The sequence below is a fragment of the Corallococcus sp. CA054B genome, assembly GCF_003611625.1.
Lineage (GTDB): Bacteria > Myxococcota > Myxococcia > Myxococcales > Myxococcaceae > Corallococcus > Corallococcus coralloides.
Genome location: NZ_RAVY01000038.1, coordinates 1 through 19,731 on the forward strand (window position 1 = coordinate 1; position 19,731 = coordinate 19,731).

Below are 19,731 nucleotides of genomic sequence, written 5' to 3' on the forward strand. Positions count from 1 at the left end.
CCCCAGCTCCGCGTCGCAGCACGCCGCCGCCACCTCCAGCACGCGCGGCGCGGCCTCCGGGGGCCACACCTCGCGCACCTCCATGATTCCCTGGGTGAGCGTGCCCGTCTTGTCCGTGCAGATGACCGTGGCGGCCCCCAGCGCCTCCACCGCCTGCATCCGCCGCACGAGCACGTGCCCCTTCACCATGCGCTGCACGCCCACGGCGAGCGCGAGCGTCACCACCGTGGGCAGGCCCTCCGGCACCGCCGCGACCGCGAGCGCCACCGCCGCGAGCAACAGGTCCACCCCCGCCTGTCCCCGCGCCAGCCCCAGGCCCGCCACCAGCGCGCCCACGGCCACGCACAGCACCAGCAGCATGCGGGTGACGCCCTCCAGGCGCTGTTGCAGCGGCGTCTGGGGCTCCTGCGCCGTGCGCACCAGGTGCGCGATGCGGCCCAACTCCGTGTCCATGCCGGTGGCCGTCACCTCCGCCACCGCCGCGCCCGCCGCCACGGAGGTCCCCATGAAGACGCGGTCCTTGCGCTCCGCCAGCGGGGTGGAGTCCGGCAGCGCGCCCACCTGCTTGTCCACCGGCGTGCTCTCCCCGGTGAGCGCCGCCTCCAGCGTGAGCAGCGCATGCGCCGACAGCAGCCGCGCGTCCGCCGCCACCACGTCCCCCGCCTCCAGCACCAGCGCGTCCCCCGGCACCACCTGGGACGCCGGTATCACGGCGCTCACGCCGTCGCGCAGCACCCGCGCGCTGGGAGCGGTGAGCGCGCGAAGGGCCAGCACGGCGCGGTCCGCGCGGTACTCCTGGAGGAAGCCCACCAGCGCGTTGAGCACCACGATGGTGGCGATGGCCACCGCGTCCGCGCCCTCGCCCAGGAGCGCCGCCACGCCGCACGCGCCCAGCAGCAGCCACACCATGCCGGAGCGGAACTGGCGGCCCAGGAAGAGCCACGCGGAGCGGGGCTGCTCGCGCGTCAGGGTGTTGGGCCCGTGCCGGACCCGGCGCGCCTCGGCCTCCCGCTGGGTGAGGCCCCAGCGCGGCTCCGGCGCCACCGCCACCGCCGCCCCGGTATTCGCCGCGCTCATCGCGGCACCGCCCGCTCGCCACGGCGCGCCACGCGGGGGTCACGCTCGGGGTCCAGCCAACCAGGGAGGCTCATCTCGGGTCGCTCCTGCGCCAGGGGATGCCCCACCGGGTTGCGAAGCCCATGCCGAGAGGGTGGACGCGGGCCGGGTCCCCGGGACGCGCAGCTTTTGCGCCCGCGCCTCCAGGCGCCGCAACCCTTGCGCGGGCCGGGCCGGGGACGCAGGTGGGGCGGGGACGGCACGCATCCTGAAGAGGCCTGGAAGCCACAGCGGGGCGCGCTCCCAGCGCGAGCCCACCCACCGGAACGCCCCGGTGCGGCACCTTCCCCCCGTCCGGAGCCCAGCCATGGCCATCCTCTGCGCAACCGACCTCTCCGAAGGTTCCCGTCAGGCCGCGGAGGTGGCCGCGCGAATCGCCGCCCGCCGGGGCCTGCCGCTCTGGCTCGTCCACCAGGTCCACCCGGATCAGCTCCGGGTCGCGGCCGAGCCCGTGCGCGAAGGCCTGCGGGCGCTGCTGCGCGAGGAGATCCGGCGGCTGGAGCCGCTGGGGGCGCGGGTGGAGTCCTCCCTGCTGGAGAGCGGCTCCTCGCGAGCCCTGGCCGTCTTCTGCGACGCGAAAGAGGCGCGGCTGCTGGTGGTGGGGACGCCCCGCGAGGAGCCCGCCGGCCTGGGGTCGGGCGTCAGCCTGGAGCGCATCGCGAACAACTGCGCCGTGCCGCTCCTGCGGGTGCGTGACGCCGCCCCCTTCGAGGCCTGGCTCACGGGTGCGCGGCCCCTGCGGGTGATGTTCGGGGTGGACCGCTCACGGGGCAGCGAGGCCGCCCGGCGCTGGCTGGAGGAGCTGGGCGCGGACGGCCCCATCGAGCTGCTGGCGGGGCATGTCTATTACGCCTTCGAGCAGTGCCGGCGCCTGGGACTGCCCACCCCCATGAACCTGGATGAGGTGGCGCCCCGCATCGAGGCGGTGCTCCACCGCGAGGTGGCGGCGCTGGCGGAAACGAGCCAGGGCGTCGCGCCGCGCGTGCACCTGCGCATGGCGGTGGGCCGCGCCGCGGACCACCTGGTGGACCTGGCCCGGGAGCAGGAGGTGGACCTGCTCGTGGTGGGCACGCACCCGCACAACGCCCTGGGCAACCTGGCCTCGGTGGCGCACCACGCCCTGCGGCTCGCGCCCATGTCCGCGGCCGTGGTGCCGGTGAGCCCCGCGGCCTCCCGGGGCGAGGTGCCGCTGCCCCAGGTGCGGCGGCTGCTGGTGGCCACGGACCTGTCGCCGCTCGCGGACGAGACCATTCCCTTCGCCTTCGCGCTGGCGCCCGCGGGCGCGGAGGTGCACCTGGTGACGGTGATTCCCGAGCGCGCCGGCGCGGAGCTCCACCGCGACCTGAAGCAGCGCCTGCTGGAGCGCGTGCCGAGGGGACTGGAGGTCCGGGAGGTCACCACGCGGCTGGAGGTCCTCCACGGCGAGGACGTGGCGCTCGCGCTCGTGCAGGCCGCGGAGCGGATGGACGCGGAGCTGCTCTGCCTGGGCTCGCGCGGCCACGGAGGCGTGAGGGAAGCCCTGCTCGGGTCGGTGGCGCGCAAGGTGCTTTCCCTGAGCCGCCGGCCCGTGCTCGTGCTGCGTCCCCCGCTGCGCTGAAGCGCGCAGCGGCCTTGGGTCAGCGCGCGGCGGGAGCCCCGCCGCCCTGGCTGTAGCTGTCGCAGAGCGCCATGTACTCGTCGCTGTCCATGGCGAGCGCGGCGACCCGCAGCTTCTTCACGCGGGGCTTCGCGAGCGTGGTCTTGATCTGCACCATCTTGAGGATCGGCAGGCCCATGTAGGACTGGGCGTAGTAGACGTTCTCCTCCATGTCCCCCCAGGCGATGAGCACGCCATCCGGGAAGCGGATGCCGTCCCGGCCGATGAGCCGCACCGGGCGGTCCAGCTTCCCCAGCGCGCGGATGCAGTTGAACAGCATCCAGGCCGAGGCCAGGGTGATGAGCGCGACGGCGATCCAGAGGTTGCTCACCTATAAACAATCAATCCTGTCTCCGCGACGTGTTTCGCCCCTCGGAAGCAAGTTCTCGCGCCCTGGAAAAACACACTCACAGACCGAGACGACGCTGTCTGGCTTTGCCTGGAATCTCCCGTTATTCAAAAGCAACACAGTCCCGGTGTTTCGCGACGAGCACAGTGGCCCCGGGGCGCAATCGCAGACATCCACGGCTCCCACCTGGCCCCAGCGTTCACCGCCCGGATTCACAAGCGGCGCGGCGGGGCTAGAGTCGCGGTCCATGCACGTCCTGCATCGCGGTCAGGCCCCCCAGAAGCCCCTCCTGCTGCGCCCCCTGTTCGGCGGGGTGCAGCGCATCGGCATGCGGTCGGAGACCACCACCACGCTTCGCGACGCGGGCCGCGGCAAGCCCGGCCCCGCGATGCCGGGGGTGCAGATGGTGATGGCCGTGGAGGTCTTGCGCGTGCTCCCGGATGGCAGCGCGCGCTACCGCTTCACGCTGGAGGAGGTGGACCTGCTCGTCGCCGCGCGCACGCCCGTGCGCACCGTGGAGGCGGCCCGCGCGCAGCTGTCTCCCCTGCCCGGCCTGAAGGGCGAAGGCCAGGTGGCCCCCAACGGCCGCGCCAGCGGCTTCGAGTGGAAGCTGCCCGCGGACCTCTCCGCGCCCGTGCGCGGCCAGATGCAGCAGATGGCCGGACTGCTCAAGGACCTGGGCACCTTCCTGCCTGGCGAACCCGTGGGCGTCGGGGCCCGCTGGGAGGAGAAGGGCGCGGGAAGCGGCGCCCTCACCGGCGCGAACACGCGCGTGGAGCTGCGCAGCCTGGAGGGCCAGTCCGTGGGCCTCCGCCTCCAGATGGAGACGCCGCGCACGCCCCAGCCCATCCCCGCCTCGCTCCGCCCACCGCCGGGAGTCAAGGGCGAAGCCTCCATGCACACCGAGGCGAAGGGCCACGGCGGCTGCCTGCTCTCCCTGGACCGGCTGTGGCCCATCCGCCTGGAGCTGGACGTGGAGTCCCACGTCGCCGTCCGTGCCGGCACGCCGGACGCCCCCAAGCGCTTCGACGGCTTCACCACCTCCCGGCTCCAGGTCCGCGAGCTGTCCTTCACCCCGCCCCGCCTGCGCGCCACCCGCACAGTGTAGGCCAGTGCCTACCTGGGATTCCGGCCCGCCCGGCTCAACAGGCAACCTGGAGGCGGGGGGATGCGATAATGATGAAAAGGATTGCACCCGGTGGCGGGGGACGCCGCGGTTCCAGGGCGCCAGTATTGGACCCACCGAGGGCAGAGAAGTCTTCGGAGACAGACGATGGCGATCGACGGACCTCGTAACAACGGCCTTCCGCGCACGCTCCCGCAGCAGCCGCCGGCCCCAAAGCCTCTTCCACCGCCGCCTCCGCCGCCTCCTCCCGCGCCCAAGCCCGCGCCTCGCGACCGCTCCAGCTTCGAGAGCCCCCAGGGCCGGACCGGCCCGTCGCTGGGGACGCCGACCGCGAACGTCGCGACGACGCGCAACACCGTCGCCGGTCCGCCGGCACCGCCCGCCCCGCAGGCCCCGGCGCCTGCTCCCGCGCCCGCCCCGGCCGCGCCTGCGTACACGCAGGCCCAGGCGGACAAGGACGCCAGCGCCCTGCGCGAGGCCATGGACGGCGGCATGACCGGGTGGGGCACCGACGAGGACAAGATCTTCAAGACGCTCGAGGGCAAGACGCCCGAGCAGATCGCGATGATCCGCCAGAGCTACCAGGACCACTACGGCAAGAACCTGGATGAGAAGATCCGGGACGAGCTGGGCGGCTCCGACCTGCAGCGCGCGGAGGGCCTGCTCCAGGGCAATGCGGCCAGGAGCGACGCGGTCAACCTCCAGTCCGAGATGGACGGCCTCTTCGGCTCCAACGAGGACATGCTGAAGATTTTGGAGAAGCGCTCCCCCGCGGAGCGCCACGCCATCGCGCAGCAGTACGCGGACATGAACGGCGGCACCCCGGCGGGCCAGAAGCCCGAGGACGTCCTGCTGGCCCGCATGGGCCGGGAGATGGACGGCGCGCAGTTGGAGCGCGCCCGGAGCATGCTCGGCGCGGGTCAGGCGTCCACGCCCGCGGAGGCCACCGCGCTGGAGACCCAGGCGCTCAAGGCCGGCCTGGAAGAGGACATGGCCGGCTGGGGCACCGACGAGGGCCGCATCTTCGAGCGCCTGGAGCGGGCCACGCCGGAGCAGCGCGCCCTCCTCGCGCAGGACGAGGGCCTGAAGGCGAAGCTCAAGGACGAGCTGTCCACCGAGGAGTACGACCGCGCCGTCGGCCTGATGCAGGGCAACCCGGCCCAGGCGGACGCGGCCCGGCTGCGCGAGGCCATGGGCGGCTTCTTCGGCGCGGACGAGAGCGGCGTGCGCGACATCCTCCAGGGCAAGACGCCGGAGCAGATCAACGCCATCAAGGCCGAGTACCAGAAGCAGACGGGTCAGTCGCTGGACGCCCAGATCCAGAAGTGGGACGGCGGCGACCGGGACGTCACGATGCGCCTGCTCAACCCGCCCGCCGCGGACGACGCGAAGGGGCAGGCGGAGGCCTCCGCGGAGCGGCTGTTCCTGGCCATGGATGGCATGGGCACGGACGAGGACGCCATCCGCTCCGAGCTGAGCGGCAAGTCCAAGGCCCAGCTGAACGACATCGCCGCCGCCTACCAGCAGAAGTACGGCAAGGACCTGCGCGCGGAGCTGGACGGCGAGCTGGACGGCCGCGACGAGCTGGAGCTGCTCAAGCAGGACTACGACCTGGGCGCCATCGACCCCAACGACCCCAACGCCGCGCAGGAGCGCGTGCGGCGGCTGCGCGAGGTCCAGTCCAACGAGTCCGGCTTCGGCGTGAACCTGCTGGACGGCATCCAGCACCTCACCAAGGGCGAGTCGGACAACGACATCCTCAACCGCAACCTGGACCGCGCCGACCGGGCCATCGCGACGGGTGACACCCAGCGCGCGGACACGCTGACGGGCTACGCCACGGAGGACGTGAAGGCGCTCCAGTCCGCCAAGGACTCGCTGGCGGAGACCACGGCCACCGTGGCCGTCGTCGCCGCGACCACCGTGGCCGTCGTCGCGACGGGCGGCGCGGCCACGCCCCTGGCCATCGCCGGGTACGCGGCGGTGGGCGCCACCACGCGCGCGGCGACGTACGCCGCCATCCAGGGCGGCGCGGCCGGAGCGCAGGACCTGAGCCGTCAGGCGCTCATCGGCGCCGTGGAGGGCGGCACGGCGGTGATCCCCATCGGCAAGGGCGCTTCCGCCGTCACGGGTGGCACGCGCGCGGCGGCCACCCAGGCCACGGAGGCCGCGGTCCGCACGACCGTGCGTGAGACGGCGGAGGGCACCGTGCGCACCGCCATCAAGCAGGGCATCAAGGAAGGTGCCTACGGCGGCGCGGCCGGTGGCGCCATGGACGCGGCCACCCAGTCCGAGACGTGGAAGGACGGCGCGCTCACGGGCGTGGGCCGCGTGGCCACCCGCGCGGTGACGGACGGCACCGTGGGCGCGGTGACGGGCGGCGTCGTCAGCGGCGGCATCGCCAAGGGCGAGGAGCTACTCAAGCCGCGCGAAATCCCGGTGCTGCGCAACCCGGACCTGCCGGGCAACACCACGAAGGTGCGCTACGACAACGGCCAGGTGCGCATCGAGGCGGGGCCGCACGCCACGCCCGCGGACATCGCCGCGCACCAGGAGACGGCGCGCCTGCTCCAGAAGTACGAGGGGCCCACCGGGCAGATCCGCCAGCTCAAGGACCGCGTCCAGCAGGCCCTCACCCGCACGCCGGGCTACGGCACGCAGGGCTTCGAGTCCAAGCTGGAGGTGCAGAAGCTCAAGAACATCCTGGGTGGCCTGGAGGCGGCGCAGAAGCGAATCGACGACAGCATCGCGGGCATGAGCGGCAAGCCCACCGCGGCCACCGTCGCCGAGCGCGCGGCGCTCCAGCGCGACATCGCCAACGTGGAGTTCCAGATTGAGTTCCACGCGAAGCGGCTGGACTCGCTGGCGCCGGGCGTGGGCTCCGTGGCCATGCACGGCACGCCGGCCTCCACGACGCCGGACTGGGCGGGCGTGGGCACGACGGTGAACACCGGAGCCCAGGTGACGCCGCCCCCGCAGATGCCCATGACGGCCGCGGAAACCGCCGCCATCAACAACCCGCAGGCCGCGAACGAGACGAAGGCGCAGTTCAAGGCCCGCCAGGCCGAGGGACGTCGCGTGTATTCGGAGCGCACGTACGACCCGCAGACCCGGACCCAGACCGAGCTCAACCGGGACGCGGACCCGAGTCCCTACACCCGGTTCGATCCGTCGACCGGGCAGAAGGTCGCCATCGAGACGCAGCAGAACGCCAAGGTGCGCGCGGACCAGGCCCAGACGGAGATCCTCCGCCGGGGCATCATCCGCGAGCAGCAGCTGGCCGACGTGCTCCCGAACGGCCCCAAGCTCGACGTGAACGCCAACGACGCGGCGCACGGCGCGGCCCACAACGCGCACACCATCGACCGGCACGGGGCCCAGCTGCCCTACTCCTCCGCGGGCCAGCCTCCGGGCACGCGCAGCATCCAGAGCCGCGTCACCACCGGCGACGGCTGGGGCAAGATTGAGAACAACTCCTTCCAGTGGTCCAGCGACGCGACCATGGACGCGACCATCAACAAGTTCGTGGCCGACAACTGGAACACCATCAAGACGGACCTGGCCATGTACGGCTACAGCGACCACCTCAACATCGCCGCGCCTCCCGGCACGACGGTGGGCAAGGGGTTCACGGCCTCGGTGGACTCGGCGGGCAACCGCACGGCCGTCCCCGCGAACGCGAACAGCTACAACCTCCGGCTGCGCCTCATCGACGGCACCCCGCCGCAGGTGATGGTATTGACCGCCTTCCCTGGTCCCTGAGGCACACTCCCGATGACCGCCGATCCCAAGACAAGCGCCCGCCTCGAAGAGCTCAAGGCACGCATGGAGGCCCTCAAGAACGCGCCTCCGCTGGAGAAGGCGCGCACCTTCCTCAAGGCCTACGGTGCGCCCAACGCGACCCTGTCCGACGTGGAGGACCAGATCCAGCACGCGCTGAACTTCAACAGCATCCCCCTGTTCACGGGCATTGAGGGGCTGGAGGCCATCCTCGCGGACACGCGCCTGCCGGATTCGACGCTGGTGTCGCTGGTCCGCGAGGACGCGAAGCGCCAGGAGCTGCCGGCGACCGCCCCGGCGGCCCGCCAGTACCTGGAGCAGGTGCTGGGCGTGCTGCGCAAGTACCTCCCCAAGGAGCCCGAAGTCGAAGGCGTCGTCGGCTTCGGCCTCGACGACGTCTACAACCTGCGCGACCCGGCCGGGAAGCTGGAGCGCCTGCGCTGCACCGAGATGGTGGGCGTGGGCGATGAGAGCTTCGCGGTGCTCGTGCCGGAGCACGCCAGGGACGAAGAGGGACCCTTCACGGTCTTCCGCTACCACGCGGTATACGGACAGCTCTTCACGTACGAGCGCGTGACGGACGCGGGCCTCATCGCCAAGGTGCTCAAGGCGATCCGGAACTGACCCCGGGGACGCCATGCCCCTGCCGCGCAGCGACTACGTCCCGCAGCTCGCCATCGTCGGCAACGCGCGCCTGCGGGGGCTCGTCGCGCTGCGGGTGCTCACGGACAGCGACCCCGCGGATTGGATCCTCTACATCGCGGTGGGCTCGCGGCTGGCGCAGGCCGCGTGTGACGCGCACAACGCGGCGCTGAACGCCTCCGCCTGAGCCGCCGCTTCAGCGGTGCGCGTAGGAGCCGGTGCGCAGTTCCTCGATGAGGCCCGGGCCCCTGGGCGCCCAGCCCAGGAGCTTCTCCGCCTTCTCGGACGTGAAGCGCTGATCCAACGCCAGCGCGTCCGCGAACGGGCCGAACTGCTTGCGGGCCTCCTCCAGGGGCCACGCCACCGTCCTGCCGGCCACGCCCGCGCCTTCACTGGCGGCCTGCGCGGCGTCCTTCACCTTCACGCCCGCCCCCTGGGTGGCGACGAAGACGCTGCCCGCGGGCGCCCTCTCCACGGCGCGCACGTAGAGGTCCGCCAGGTCCTCCACGAACACCACCGCCCAGTGGTTCTCCCCCGTGCCCACGTAGGTGACGGAGCCCTTGTCCTTCACGGAGCCGGTGAGCATGGCGGGGATGCCGGCGCCCTGCCCGTAGACGACACCCGGGCGAACGACGATGCCGCGCACGCCCGGCGTGCTCAGCGCGCGCTGCTCCACCGCGGGCCGCCACGCGACGATGGGCGTCGAGTTCAGCGGCGCGTCCTCGTTGACGACGCCCTGCGTGTGGCCGTGCACCCAGACGCCGCTCGTGTAGAGGAACGTCTTGTTCGAGCCCTGGAGCGCGCCCAGCATCGCCGCCACGGCCGGCGTGTCCACGTCCTTGTCGTTGGACGTCGCGGTCCAGATGACCGCGTCCACGTCCTTCACCGCGGCCGTCAGGCTCGCCGTGTCCTTCAGGTCGCCCTGCACCGCCTGGATGCCCTTGGCGGTGAGCTTGCTCCGCGCTTCATCCGACCGCGCCAGCCCCACCACCTGATGCCCCGCATGCTTGAGCGCGTCCACGACCGCCGCACCGATGTAGCCCGTCGCGCCCGTCACAAGGATTCTCATGGTCCACCCCGTCTTCCAATTCAGGTTGCGCCCCCCTGATGCGCCGAGGCCTTCCGGGTTTCACACGGAGAGGGCATCCCGCGCGCGGATGGCCTACGGTGGGGGTCCATGAGCTTCGCCGACAAGATGCGCGTCTGGATGCCCCTGCACGAGAATGGTGTCAGCCGCGCCGTGCACTTCGTGGGGGCCTACCTCTTCACGTTCGCCCTGTTGGTGCCGCTGTGCTGGGTGCGCATTCCCGGCACGCCGCTGACCGCCGCGCACCTGCTGGTGGCCGCGGTGGCCGTGTACGCCATGACGCTGGAGTGGACCGCGGGCCTGCTCATGGCCCTGCCGCTGGTGCCCACGCTGCTCGCCGCGGAAGCGGTGGCCCAGCTTCCCACGGGCACGGCCGCGGGCATCGCGGTGGGCGTGATGGTGTTCCGCTTCGCGATGGTGGTGGGCGCGCACGTCGTCTTCGAGAAGAAGACCCACGGCCTGTCCCTCGGCGGTCCGCAGCTCTTCTTCATCGAGCCCGTGTACCTGCTCACCCTGGTGCTCTTCTCATTGGGCCTCAAGCAGGACCTGCGCGCGCGCGTGGCGGCCTCCAGCGTCTGACGTCATGGAAGGCCCCGGCATCCTCGTACGACATCCCGCCGCGCGGTGGGGCCTGCTCACGCTGCTGTCGCTCCTCGTGCTCTCCGCCGTTCCCCTGTCCGGGGTGACGTCGCTGGGGACGCTGAAGGAGGGCTACTCGGACCACGTGCGCCATCCGTACGTGGTCTGGGTGGGACTGCATCGCGGACTCCAGCCCCTCTACACCGCGCCGCTGGGCGAGCTTCGCGAGGGCGTCCCGTACCGCCAAGCCATCGACCAGTGGCTGGAGGTGCCGTACGTCTATCCCCCCGGCGCGCTGGTGCTCTTCCTGCCGCTGGCGCTCGTGGGCGAGTGGGTGCCCATGTCGCCCCAGACCTTCGGGCAGGTGTGCCTGCTGTACCTGCTCGTCTTCGCGCACGTGGCGCTCTACGCGGCGCTGCGGCTGTTGGACGGGCAACCGGCGGGAGGCCGCTGGGCGGTGGGGCTCCTCTGCTGGCTGGCGCTGATGCGGCTGGCGCTCCATGGCCAGTACGACGGCGCGTGGCTCGTCTGCGGGGTGCTGGCGTTGGCGGCGCTCGCGAAGGACCGCCCGGTGGTGGCGCTGCGCTGGTTGGCGCTCGCGGCGCTGCTGCATTACCGGGCGCTCGTCCTCATCGCGGTGGGCGTGGTGGCGCTGTGGCGCGTGGTGCATGCGCGGCCGGTGCGTCAGTGGCCGTGGGGCACGCTGCTCGGGGTCGCTGCGGCGGGGATCCTCTGCGTGCGCACGTTCCTGTGGATGGCGCCGCTGGCCGCCCAGACGGATGCGGCGACGCCTTCCATCCTGGGCGAGCCCGGCACCGTGGCCCTGGTGATGGGCTTGAGCGCGGTGGTGCTGGCGCTGTCCTGGCGTGGGTCGGACGGACTGGTGACCGCGTCGGTGGGGCTGGGGGTGTTGCTCGCGGTCATCGACACGCGCCACTGGTGGCATGCGTCCGCGCTGCTGCTGGTGCCCCTGTGCGTGGGCGTGCTGCGCGCTCCCCGCTGGCCCTCGGCGGTGCGGATGGGGCTTGTCGTCTGGGCGGGGGTGCTGGAGGTGGCCGTGTGGCACGGCAGCCCTCTCTGGCTGTTCCGCGACCTCAATCGCTTCCTGCGGCTGGTGTGAGGCGGAACCGCGCCTCGTCCCAGACGAGCCCGTAGCGGCGCAGGAGCTGGTCGATGCCCGCCCCCGCCGGGGGCGGATGGGCCACGGAGTCGAACCGGTTCAGCTGGAGCTTCCGGTCGGAGGCCGCGGAGACGAGGAGCGCACCGTCCGGGGAGAAGGCCAGGGCCGCCACGAAGCCCTGCTGGCCCGTGAGCGTCCCCAGCGGTTCTCCGGAGGGCAGCCCCCAGACCTTCACCCCGGCCTCCATGCCCGACGAGGCCAGGAAGCGGCCATCCGGCGACATGGCCAGGGCGAGCACGCCCACGGTCTTCTCGCCCAGCGTCTTCAACAGCCGGCCCTCCGTCACGTCCCAGACGCGCAGGGGCTGACGCATTCCCGCCGTCACCAGGTGGGGTTCGGACGGGGTGAAGGCCACGGCGCGCACGGGCTCGCCCATGTCGAGCCGCAAGAGGGGCTGACGCCGCTCCACGTCCCAGGTCCGCACCGTCGTGTCCTTGCTGCCCGACGCGAGCCTGCGCCCCGTGCTGTCGAAGGCCAGGGCCCAGACCCTGCCGGTGTGTCCCTGGAGCAGTCCCACGGGCCTGCTGTCGGACACGGACCAGAGCTGGATGTCCGGATCGCCCGCCACCGCGAGGAGCGCCCCATCCGGGCTGAAGGCCACCGCGCGCACGGAGCCGTTCGCCCCTGGCAGCTCCAGCAGCACCCGCCCCGAACGCGCGTCCAGCACGAGCGCCTTCCCCTTCAGCGTGCCCACCGCGATGCGCTCGCGATCCGGGCTCACCGCCAGGGACACCGCGGACTCCGCTCCTCCCACTTCCGGACGGAGTTCCCTTCCCTCCGCGATGCGCCACCGCCGCCAGCCTTCCTCACTGCCTGTCATCAGCTCGCGGTCCTGGGAGAACGCCAGCGCCTCCACCCAGACGTCAGGCCCACGAAGCAGCACCTGCGCGGGAGCCCCCGGCCGGCGCCACACGTCGAGGACGCCGTCCATCCCGCCCGAAGCGAACGTGCGCCCGTCCGGTGACAAGGCCACGCTCATCACGGCGGCGTGATGCGCATCCATCCGCTCCAGCAGCGCGCCCCCATGGCCATCGACGAGCTGCACGCGCCCTTCCCATCCGCCCTGGACCAGGAGCTGGAACCCGCTGTCGATGGCGGCCACGGAGACGTCACATGCATTGCGGAACACGTCGGTGAGCTGTCCCGAGCGGGCGTCCCAGAAGCGCACGGTCCGGTCGCCCGCCGCCGTCATGACGCGCTGTCCGTCCGAGGAGAACGCGCCCGCCACCACCCTCTCTTCATGCCCCACGAGACGGTGGAGTTCCTTGCGCGACTCCAGGTCCCAGAGCCGCGCGCTCCGGTCCGCGCTCGTGGACAAGAGCCGCCTGCCGTCCGGAGCGAAGGCGACGGCGATGACGTAGTCGCCGTGCTCGAAGCGCAGCTGCTCGGCGCCCGTCTCGAAGTCCCAGACGCGGACCGCCTTGTCCAGGCCGCCGGAGGCCAGCCGCCTGCCGTCGGGCGAAAAGGCCAGCCCGAGCACGACGTCGGCGTGGCCGGGAATCACCGCGTGCGGCTTGCCCTGGCGCCAATCCCAGACCCGGAGCTCGCCGGGTCTTCCCGCGGAAGCCAGCCAGCGGCCGTCCGGCGAGAAGGCCACGGCGTGGACCTCGGCCGTGTGGCCCTTCAGCTCCGCCAATAACTCGCCGCGCTCCACGTCCCAGAGCCGGACGACGGAGTCGTAATGCCCGGACGCCAGCACGCGGCCATCCGGCGTGAACGCCAGGGCGAGCACCGAGCCCTGGATGCGCTTCGACCAGCGCAGCGTGGAGGCGCGGTCCACCGCCTGGCCCTGTCCCCACTGCGCGGCGAGCGAATCCCGCGAGGCCCGAGCGAGCGCGAACGACGCCGCCGCCATGCTCCACTGCCGGGACTCGGCGGCTGCTTCGCCCCGGGCCTCGTGGATGCGGGCGCGCAGGTCCCGCGCGTTCGCTTCGTCAGGCGCGCCGCCACCGGAGGACCGGTGCGCCGAACAGGAAGCAAGCAACAGCATGAGGCACCACCACCGCATGGGGCTCCCTCCGGACACGGGGCACGGCTTGCCTGGGCGCGGAGCGTCCGCACCTTTGGGCCAGGACCGTAACCCGAATGGGAGGAAGCCATGCCCGACAAGGCGACCGTTGCACGAGCGAAGAAGGACCTGCGCGAGGGCAAGAGCCCCAGCACCGCCGCGGGTGGGTTCGTGCACGAGGAACTGGAGCACATCCGCGAAGGCGAGCATGGGGCACGCTCTTCGAAGCAGGCCATCGCGATTGGATTGTCGAAGGCGCGTCGCGCGGGCGTCCCGCTGAAGCCTCCCACGGAGAAGCAGGCCTCCGCGCGCACACGGCGCTCGGCGAAGCAGGACCTGGAGGTGGGGCAACAGGAGCGCAAGCCCCGGGCACCGTCGAAGAAGCGGAGCAAGGCCACGCAGGGCGCGCTCAAGCGGGAGGGCCGTCAGGCGGCTTCCAAGCAGGCCCTGTCCGCCCAGGCGAAGAGCGCCTCACGCCAGCGCACGGCCACCGCTCGCAAGACGTCCGCCCGCAAGGCGGCGGCCACCCGCAAGGCGTCCAGCCGGCCCCGGAGGTAGCCGCGATTCCTGGCGACTACAGGCCCGTCGGATAGGTCTCCGGTGCCTCACCGCGCTCCCATCCGGCGGTGCGCTCCAGCGGCTCGAGCGCGCGCGTCTCGTCGATGTGCAACATCGCGTCGAACTGCTCCGGCAGCCGCGTGTGGAAGTAGTGGCTCCTGCGCTCCGTCTCGGGCCGGTAGATGACGCCGATGGCCCGCTGCAGGCGCCGCTCGCGGAGTGCTCCGGCGGCCTCTCCCAGCTCACGGAGGTCCAGCAGGAAGCCCGGCAGGCCGACCTGATGGAAGAGGGACTCGCAGCTGCCCGCGAGCCCGTGGCGGACCTGCTTGCGCTCGGCGGTCCCACCCCAGTTGGAGGCCGCGGTGACCGTGCCCCGGTACGTGCTGAAGCCGATGAGCCGCGTCGCTCGCGGGTGCCGCTGGCGCGTCAGCTGGCCCAGGTTCACCTCGCCCGACTCCCCCATCTGCGTCGCGCGCGCGTCCCCGACGTGCGAGTTGTGCGCCCAGACGACGATCCGGGCGGCCCCCAGCCGGCGCTTCAGGAAGCCCATCAGCGCATCCAGCGTGTCCGCCATGTGCGTGTCGCGCAGGTTCCAGGACGAGATGCGTCCATGGAACATGGAGCGGTAGTACTCCTCCGCGTTCTGGACGACCCGCGCGTTCTGCTCCGCCTCGAACTGCGAGTCCTCCGCGATGAATCCATCCCGGCGCAGCAGGGCCTCGCGCTCCCGTTGCAGCTCGCGGAGCTGGTCGACGACCTGCCGCTCGCAATCCTCCGACAGGCCCAGCGACGTCGCGTGGCCGTAGTCCTTCGGGTCCTCGCCGAAGTGCTCGAAGCACGCGTAGCGGTACCGGGCGCGCTTCGCGGCCTCGGGATCCGTCCGGTCCAGGTACTTCAGCACCGCGCCCATGGAGGCGTGGAGGCTGTAGAGGTCCAGCCCGTAGAACCCGACCTTCTCCCGCGCGGAGTGGCGGTCGTTGTGGGTCCGCAGCCAGCCCGCGAAGTCCAGCACGTCCGCGTTGCGCCACATCCACGCGGGGAAGCGCTGGAAGTCGGAGAGCGACTCCACCGCGTCCGCGTCGGTGCCCATGGCCCGCACGTAGCGGTTGATTCGGTACGCGTCCGGCCAGTCCGCCTCCACCGCGACGGCGTTGAAGCCCCTCTCCTCGATGAGCCTCCGCGTCAGCAGCGCGCGCAGCCGGTAGAACTCGTGCGTGCCGTGGGTCGCTTCCCCAATCAGCACGCATGTCGCGTCCCCCACCAGGTCCATCAGGGGCCCGAAGTCCTCCCGCGTCCCCTGGAGCGGCCGCACGGACTCGGCGAGCGCTCGCACCAGCAGTCCGTCGTCTCGGTGCGCCATGGTGTCACCTCCCCTTGTCTTCAAGGGTTGGGTCGCCCACGTCCCGAAGGAAGACGGCGGCCAGCCAGGCAGCCCCATGCTCTACCGGGGCTCTCATCCTCAGAGAATCAAGCAACTCCTGATCAGGCATGCCGATAACCTTTCCAAAGGAATCTTCATGACCCAGATCAAATCCCCCACGGGCTTCGTCTCGTCGCTGCGGACCGCCCTGAAGACCGCCAGCACGGCTGGCAAGGCCGTGGGCGCCCCGGCTCTCAAGAAGGCGCTCCAGGGCGCTGACGCGAACCAGCTGAGCCCCCAGCAGAAGACCCAGGTGCGTGACGCCTTCGAGAAGGTCAAGTTGACCCCGAAGGCCCGTGAGCTCGCGGACCAGTTCGTGGGCGACGGCGTCGGCCTCAAGCCGCCGAAGGACAGCTGCATGGTGAAGGTCATGATGGACGACCCCACCCGCGGCTCGAAGCTCCCGAACTTCACTCCGCCGGACGGCGGCCGGGTGAAGATCCGCATGGATGATCCGACCGGTGGCTTGAAGCTGCCGGACTTCACTACGCCGGGCGGCGGCATGGTGAAGGTCATGATGGATGACCCCACGCGTGGCTCGAAGCTCCCGGACCTCAAGCCGCTGGATGGCGGCATCGTGAAGGTCAAGATGGACAGCCCGGTCTGAACACCGGGCGGGCGAAGTCAGGGACCCCATGACGTCTCGCAAGAAGGTCGTGGTCATCGGCTCGCGCTCGGATGACGCCACCCGCTTCGTCGCGGAAGCGGTGGAGCGGCGGCGTGCGCGAGCCATCGTCCTGGAAACGGACCGGGTCCCGGACTCCGCCGCGTTGAGCTGGGAGGACGGCGATGTGCACTGGGACGGGGAGTGTCTCAGCGACCTGCGCTCGTTCTACCTCAAGCTCGTGCGCCTCTCGCTCCCGGTCCCCGAGGCCGAGGCCCTGTCCGAGCGCAACTTCCCGCGCTGGCAGGAGCAGTACCTGGCGGAGCGGGAGCGCCAGTCGTTCCTCCACTCGGTGCTGCGTTCGCTCCACCGGCGCGGCGGCTCGTTCGTCAACCCGCTGGAGGCGGTGGAGCTGCACTACCTGAAGCTGCAACAGCTGGCCCTGCTGCGCCGCCACCGCATTCCCGTCCCCAGCACCCTGGCCACCGCCTCGCCGGACGCGGTGCGCGAGTTCGTCGCGCGCCACGGGGCCGTCATCTACAAGCCCCTGAGCGGCGGCGCGCTGGTGCGCAAGGTGGAGGAGGCGGACCTCACCGAGGAACGACTCCAGCTGCTCGCCAACTGCCCGGTGCTGTTCCAGGAGCAGATCCAGGGCGACGAGTTCCGCGCCTACGTGCTCGACGGAGAGCCCGTGTCCGCCTTCCACATCCCCACGGACGGCGTGGTGGACGCGAGGCAGAACCTGCACCGGGTGAAGCCCGCCCGCCTGCCGAAGGAGGCCTGGGCGGTGTGTCTCAAGGGCGCCAGAGCGCTGGGCATGGTCTTCACGGCGGTGGACCTGCGGCGTACGCCTGACGGCGCCTTCGTGGCGCTTGAGTTCAACCCCACTCCCGCCATCTCCTTCTTCGATGATCCGCGCGACGGCAAAGTCATCACCCGGCTCGCCAGCTACCTCGTCTCCAAGGCCTGAGCGCCCGAGCGGGTTCTTCATCACGGACTACGCCGACAGCATCTTCGGCCCCGTCCCGGCCCCGAAGCCGGAGGTGTTCCCGGCGTCCGCGACCGCGTGGACGCGCCTGGCCTCCGTCTCGGAAGCCCTGCACGCCACGCTCCGCCGGGAGTTCATCGAAGGCGGACGGGTGCCGCACCTCTGCCTCACGGACGCCCTCTTCCCCGAGCGCGCCGAGGCCCTGCACCAGGCCCTGCGAGACGCGCGCTTCGTGCGCCACCACCACGGGCCCTATCCGCTGCACATCGCGCCGCTGCATCAACAAGAGTCCTCCGCCCTGACGGACTTCTGCGCGTGGCTTCAGAGCGCGGACGGCGCGGCCTTCCACGCCGCGCTGGTGGGCTGGCCCGAGCCGCTGGAGACGCGGCAGGTGCAGGTGTCGCGCATGGAGGTGGGCGAGTTCTTCCCGGAGCACCGGGACACGGACGAGGAAGGGCTCGCCGTCGTCTACAACTTCACGCGCCCGTGGGAGGACCGCTTCGGCGGCGTCCTCACCTTCCGGCATCCCGAAGTGGACGCGGACATGATGCGCGTCCCGCCGCTCTTCAACTCGGTGTTCATCTTCCGCGCGAGGGGTGCCCCGCACCGCGTGACGGAATGGACGTCCGAGGCCCAGGGCCACCAGCGCTATTCCGTCACCGCCTTCATCCTCGCGAAGCGCTGAAGCGCCGGCCTGCCCCCACGCATTGGGACTCGCGTCCGGCGTCGCGGATCTAGACTCAAGGCCATGCACCCACGCTCCGCCGCGCTTTCCCCGTCACGGCTCGCCGACATGACCTCCACCCTGCGCGGCCACGTCGAACACGGTGACCTGCCCGGTGTCGTCGCCCTGGTCGCTCGCGAAGACACCGTGCACGTCGACGTGCTGGGCACGCAGGGCCTTACCCCCTCCGGTCCGCCCATGCGGCGGGACAGCCTCTTCCGGCTCGCGTCCATGGCCAAGCCCATCACGGCGGTGGCCACGCTGATGCTCGTGGAGGACGGGAAGCTCCCGCTCGACGGCGCCGTCGACCCGTGGCTGCCGGAGCTGGCGGACCGCCGCGTCCTGCGCACTCCCGGCGGCCCGCTCGATGACACCGTTCCCGCGAAGCGCGCCATCACCGTGCGGGACCTGCTCACGCTGCGCTGGGGGCTGGGCGCGGTGATGGCGCCGCCCGGCACGCATCCCATCCAGCGGGCCATGAGCGAAGCCCGGGTGGCGCCCGGCTTCGACGCGATCACGGATCCGCCCGACGAATTCATGCGTCGGCTGGGCGCGCTGCCGCTCATGCATCAGCCGGGAGAGCGGTGGCTCTATCACACCGGCTACGAGGTCCTGGGCGTGCTCGTCGCACGGGCCTCGGGCATGCGCTTCGACGACTTCCTGCGCGAGCGGCTCTTCGTCCCGCTGGGCATGAAGGACACGGCGTTCACCGTGCCCGCGGAGAAGCTCGACCGGCTCACGACGGCCTATGCGCGCGACGACGCCACGGGGAGGCTGGAGGCGTGGGACACACCGGCGGACAGCTTCTGGTCGCGGCCTCCCGCGTTTCTGTCGGGAGGAGGCCAGGGAGGGCTCGTGTCCACGGCCGATGATCTCCTCGCCTTCTGCCGGATGCTGCTGGGCGGAGGACAGGCCGGGAACACCCGCCTGCTGTCCTCCGCGAGCGTCCAGGAGCTGCTGACGGATCAGATTCCGGAGGAGCAGAAGGCCGCCTCGCCCTTCTTCCCCGGCTTCTGGGATGCGTCCGGATGGGGCTTCGGCGGAGCCGTGTGCACGAAGCCGGATGGCATCTCCCCCACCGCCGGGCGCTACGGCTGGGCCGGCGGCTACGGCCCGACGTTCTTCATCGACCCCCGGCAGGACCTGACGGCCATCCTGCTGATGCAGCGACGGGCGCAGGGCCCCGACGACGAGGCCCTGGCCCTGGAGTTCTCCAAGGGCGCCTACCGGGCGCTGGAGGACTGAGGCGTTGCGTTTCAGAGCGCCGGGGCGGGCGTCGCCGCGTCGGCCTGGGCGCTCGCGCTGGAGGGCGGGGTGGCGCCTCGCGCGACGGCGTCCAGGTTCGCGAGGCCCCGCTCGAACTCCTTGCCGAGCATCGTGTCCATGTTCACGACGAGCGACATCACCTTGCCCATCAGGGTGTTCTCGCCCTCCATCGCCCAGCTCACGCGGGTGCCGCCGTTCTCCGGCGTGAGCGTGAAGGTGGCCTGGTTCGTGGCTTCGAACGGCTTGACGAACTCCAGCTTGATGACGACGCGCGCGCCGGGCTGGCTCTCCACGATGGTCATGCGTCCATCCCCGGACTCACCGCCGGCATAGGCGAAGCTGGCGCCCGGTCCTTCGTTGGGCCCGTCGAAGGACTTCGTCACGCCGGGCGCGGGCTCGGAGCGGAACGGGTTCCACGTGTCGAACCGGTGCAGGTCGTTGATCAGCGCGAAGACGGTGGCCGGGGGCGCGCCCACGTGCGCGTTGCGCTCGATGCGGAAGTGGTCCGGGCGGGTGGCGACGAAGGCGCCCAGTGCGACGACGATGACGAGGACGGCGATTGCGATCTTGCTGGCCATGGGAGGCTCCCAATTCGATGGAAGAAGTGCTCCCGGGTGACCGGGAGGGTTCATCTCCACGTCGAACGAGGGGCCGCGGAATCGACACGG

Annotated in this window: 18 protein-coding genes; 12 read left to right on the plus strand and 6 right to left on the minus strand. The window is 71.7% G+C overall.

Going from position 1 to position 19,731, the window contains the following annotated elements:
• On the minus strand, window positions 1–1,077 hold a 1,077-nt coding region (locus tag D7V80_RS12365), incomplete at its 3' end, for an HAD-IC family P-type ATPase (protein WP_147447074.1).
• A gap of 346 nt (window positions 1,078–1,423) precedes the next feature.
• Between D7V80_RS12365 and D7V80_RS12370 the strand changes: the two genes are divergently transcribed.
• Entirely contained in the window at window positions 1,424–2,713 is a 1,290-nt protein-coding gene (locus tag D7V80_RS12370) for a universal stress protein (protein WP_158616612.1), read from the plus strand.
• A 19-nt stretch (window positions 2,714–2,732) separates the two neighbouring features.
• Here D7V80_RS12370 and D7V80_RS12375 read toward each other — a convergent pair whose 3' ends face one another.
• Window positions 2,733–3,083 carry a hypothetical protein gene (locus D7V80_RS12375; RefSeq protein WP_199738539.1) on the minus strand — a complete coding sequence of 117 codons (351 nt, stop codon included), beginning with the start codon at window positions 3,081–3,083 and terminating at the stop codon, window positions 2,733–2,735.
• 265 nt (window positions 3,084–3,348) lie between these two features.
• Here D7V80_RS12375 and D7V80_RS12380 point away from each other — a divergent pair, with 265 nt between their 5' ends.
• The 4 genes from D7V80_RS12380 (at window position 3,349) to D7V80_RS12395 (ending at window position 8,836) form a co-directional block, all read left to right on the plus strand.
• Complete coding sequence (locus tag D7V80_RS12380; RefSeq protein WP_120588350.1) at window positions 3,349–4,209, plus strand: hypothetical protein; 861 nt, start codon at window positions 3,349–3,351, stop codon at window positions 4,207–4,209.
• A 165-nt stretch (window positions 4,210–4,374) separates the two neighbouring features.
• Window positions 4,375–7,989: an annexin gene (locus tag D7V80_RS12385; RefSeq protein ID WP_120588351.1), complete on the plus strand. Its 3,615-nt coding sequence runs from the start codon at window positions 4,375–4,377 to the stop codon at window positions 7,987–7,989.
• 12 nt (window positions 7,990–8,001) lie between these two features.
• Complete coding sequence (locus D7V80_RS12390) at window positions 8,002–8,631, plus strand: hypothetical protein (RefSeq protein WP_120588352.1); 630 nt, start codon at window positions 8,002–8,004, stop codon at window positions 8,629–8,631.
• Between the two features lie 13 nt (window positions 8,632–8,644).
• A complete protein-coding gene (locus D7V80_RS12395; protein ID WP_120588353.1) occupies window positions 8,645–8,836 on the plus strand; it encodes a hypothetical protein in 192 nt (63 codons plus the stop codon).
• A 9-nt stretch (window positions 8,837–8,845) separates the two neighbouring features.
• Here the strand turns inward: D7V80_RS12395 and D7V80_RS12400 are convergent, their stop codons facing one another.
• Window positions 8,846–9,718: an NAD-dependent epimerase/dehydratase family protein gene (locus D7V80_RS12400; protein WP_120588354.1), complete on the minus strand. Its 873-nt coding sequence runs from the start codon at window positions 9,716–9,718 to the stop codon at window positions 8,846–8,848.
• 108 nt (window positions 9,719–9,826) lie between these two features.
• Between D7V80_RS12400 and D7V80_RS12405 the strand changes: the two genes are divergently transcribed.
• Both D7V80_RS12405 and D7V80_RS12410 read left to right on the plus strand, forming a co-directional pair.
• Entirely contained in the window at window positions 9,827–10,315 is a 489-nt protein-coding gene (locus tag D7V80_RS12405) for a DUF962 domain-containing protein (protein WP_120588355.1), read from the plus strand.
• A gap of 4 nt (window positions 10,316–10,319) precedes the next feature.
• Window positions 10,320–11,435 carry a hypothetical protein gene (locus D7V80_RS12410; protein ID WP_120588356.1) on the plus strand — a complete coding sequence of 372 codons (1,116 nt, stop codon included), beginning with the start codon at window positions 10,320–10,322 and terminating at the stop codon, window positions 11,433–11,435.
• Here the strand turns inward: D7V80_RS12410 and D7V80_RS12415 are convergent.
• Entirely contained in the window at window positions 11,410–13,503 is a 2,094-nt protein-coding gene (locus tag D7V80_RS12415; protein ID WP_120588357.1) for a WD40 repeat domain-containing protein, read from the minus strand. The two genes, D7V80_RS12410 and D7V80_RS12415, sit on opposite strands and share 26 nt — an antisense overlap.
• Before the next feature lie 90 nt (window positions 13,504–13,593).
• On the opposite strand from D7V80_RS12415, the gene D7V80_RS12420 reads away from it, so the two are divergent.
• Window positions 13,594–14,061: a DUF6496 domain-containing protein gene (locus D7V80_RS12420; RefSeq protein WP_120588358.1), complete on the plus strand. Its 468-nt coding sequence runs from the start codon at window positions 13,594–13,596 to the stop codon at window positions 14,059–14,061.
• 16 nt (window positions 14,062–14,077) lie between these two features.
• Here D7V80_RS12420 and D7V80_RS12425 read toward each other — a convergent pair whose 3' ends face one another.
• On the minus strand, window positions 14,078–15,421 hold the full coding sequence (locus D7V80_RS12425) for an erythromycin esterase family protein (RefSeq protein ID WP_120588359.1): 1,344 nt from the start codon (window positions 15,419–15,421) through the stop codon (window positions 14,078–14,080).
• A 157-nt stretch (window positions 15,422–15,578) separates the two neighbouring features.
• Here D7V80_RS12425 and D7V80_RS12430 point away from each other — a divergent pair, with 157 nt between their 5' ends.
• The 4 genes from D7V80_RS12430 (at window position 15,579) to D7V80_RS12445 (ending at window position 19,042) form a co-directional block, all read left to right on the plus strand.
• Window positions 15,579–16,088 carry a hypothetical protein gene (locus tag D7V80_RS12430; protein ID WP_233585281.1) on the plus strand — a complete coding sequence of 170 codons (510 nt, stop codon included), beginning with the start codon at window positions 15,579–15,581 and terminating at the stop codon, window positions 16,086–16,088.
• Window positions 16,089–16,116: 28 nt separating this feature from the next.
• Window positions 16,117–17,055, plus strand: a complete 939-nt coding sequence (locus D7V80_RS12435) for a RimK family alpha-L-glutamate ligase (RefSeq protein ID WP_120588360.1) — start codon at window positions 16,117–16,119, stop codon at window positions 17,053–17,055.
• Window positions 17,056–17,128: 73 nt separating this feature from the next.
• Window positions 17,129–17,758 (plus strand): 2OG-Fe(II) oxygenase, encoded by a 630-nt coding sequence (locus tag D7V80_RS12440; RefSeq protein ID WP_233585282.1) that lies wholly within the window; start codon window positions 17,129–17,131, stop codon window positions 17,756–17,758.
• A 108-nt stretch (window positions 17,759–17,866) separates the two neighbouring features.
• Window positions 17,867–19,042 (plus strand): serine hydrolase, encoded by a 1,176-nt coding sequence (locus D7V80_RS12445; RefSeq protein WP_233585283.1) that lies wholly within the window; start codon window positions 17,867–17,869, stop codon window positions 19,040–19,042.
• Between the two features lie 11 nt (window positions 19,043–19,053).
• Here the strand turns inward: D7V80_RS12445 and D7V80_RS12450 are convergent, their stop codons facing one another.
• Window positions 19,054–19,641, minus strand: coding sequence for an SRPBCC family protein (locus tag D7V80_RS12450; RefSeq protein ID WP_158616613.1), 588 nt, complete (start codon window positions 19,639–19,641; stop codon window positions 19,054–19,056).
• Between the last annotated feature and the right edge of the window lie 90 nt (window positions 19,642–19,731).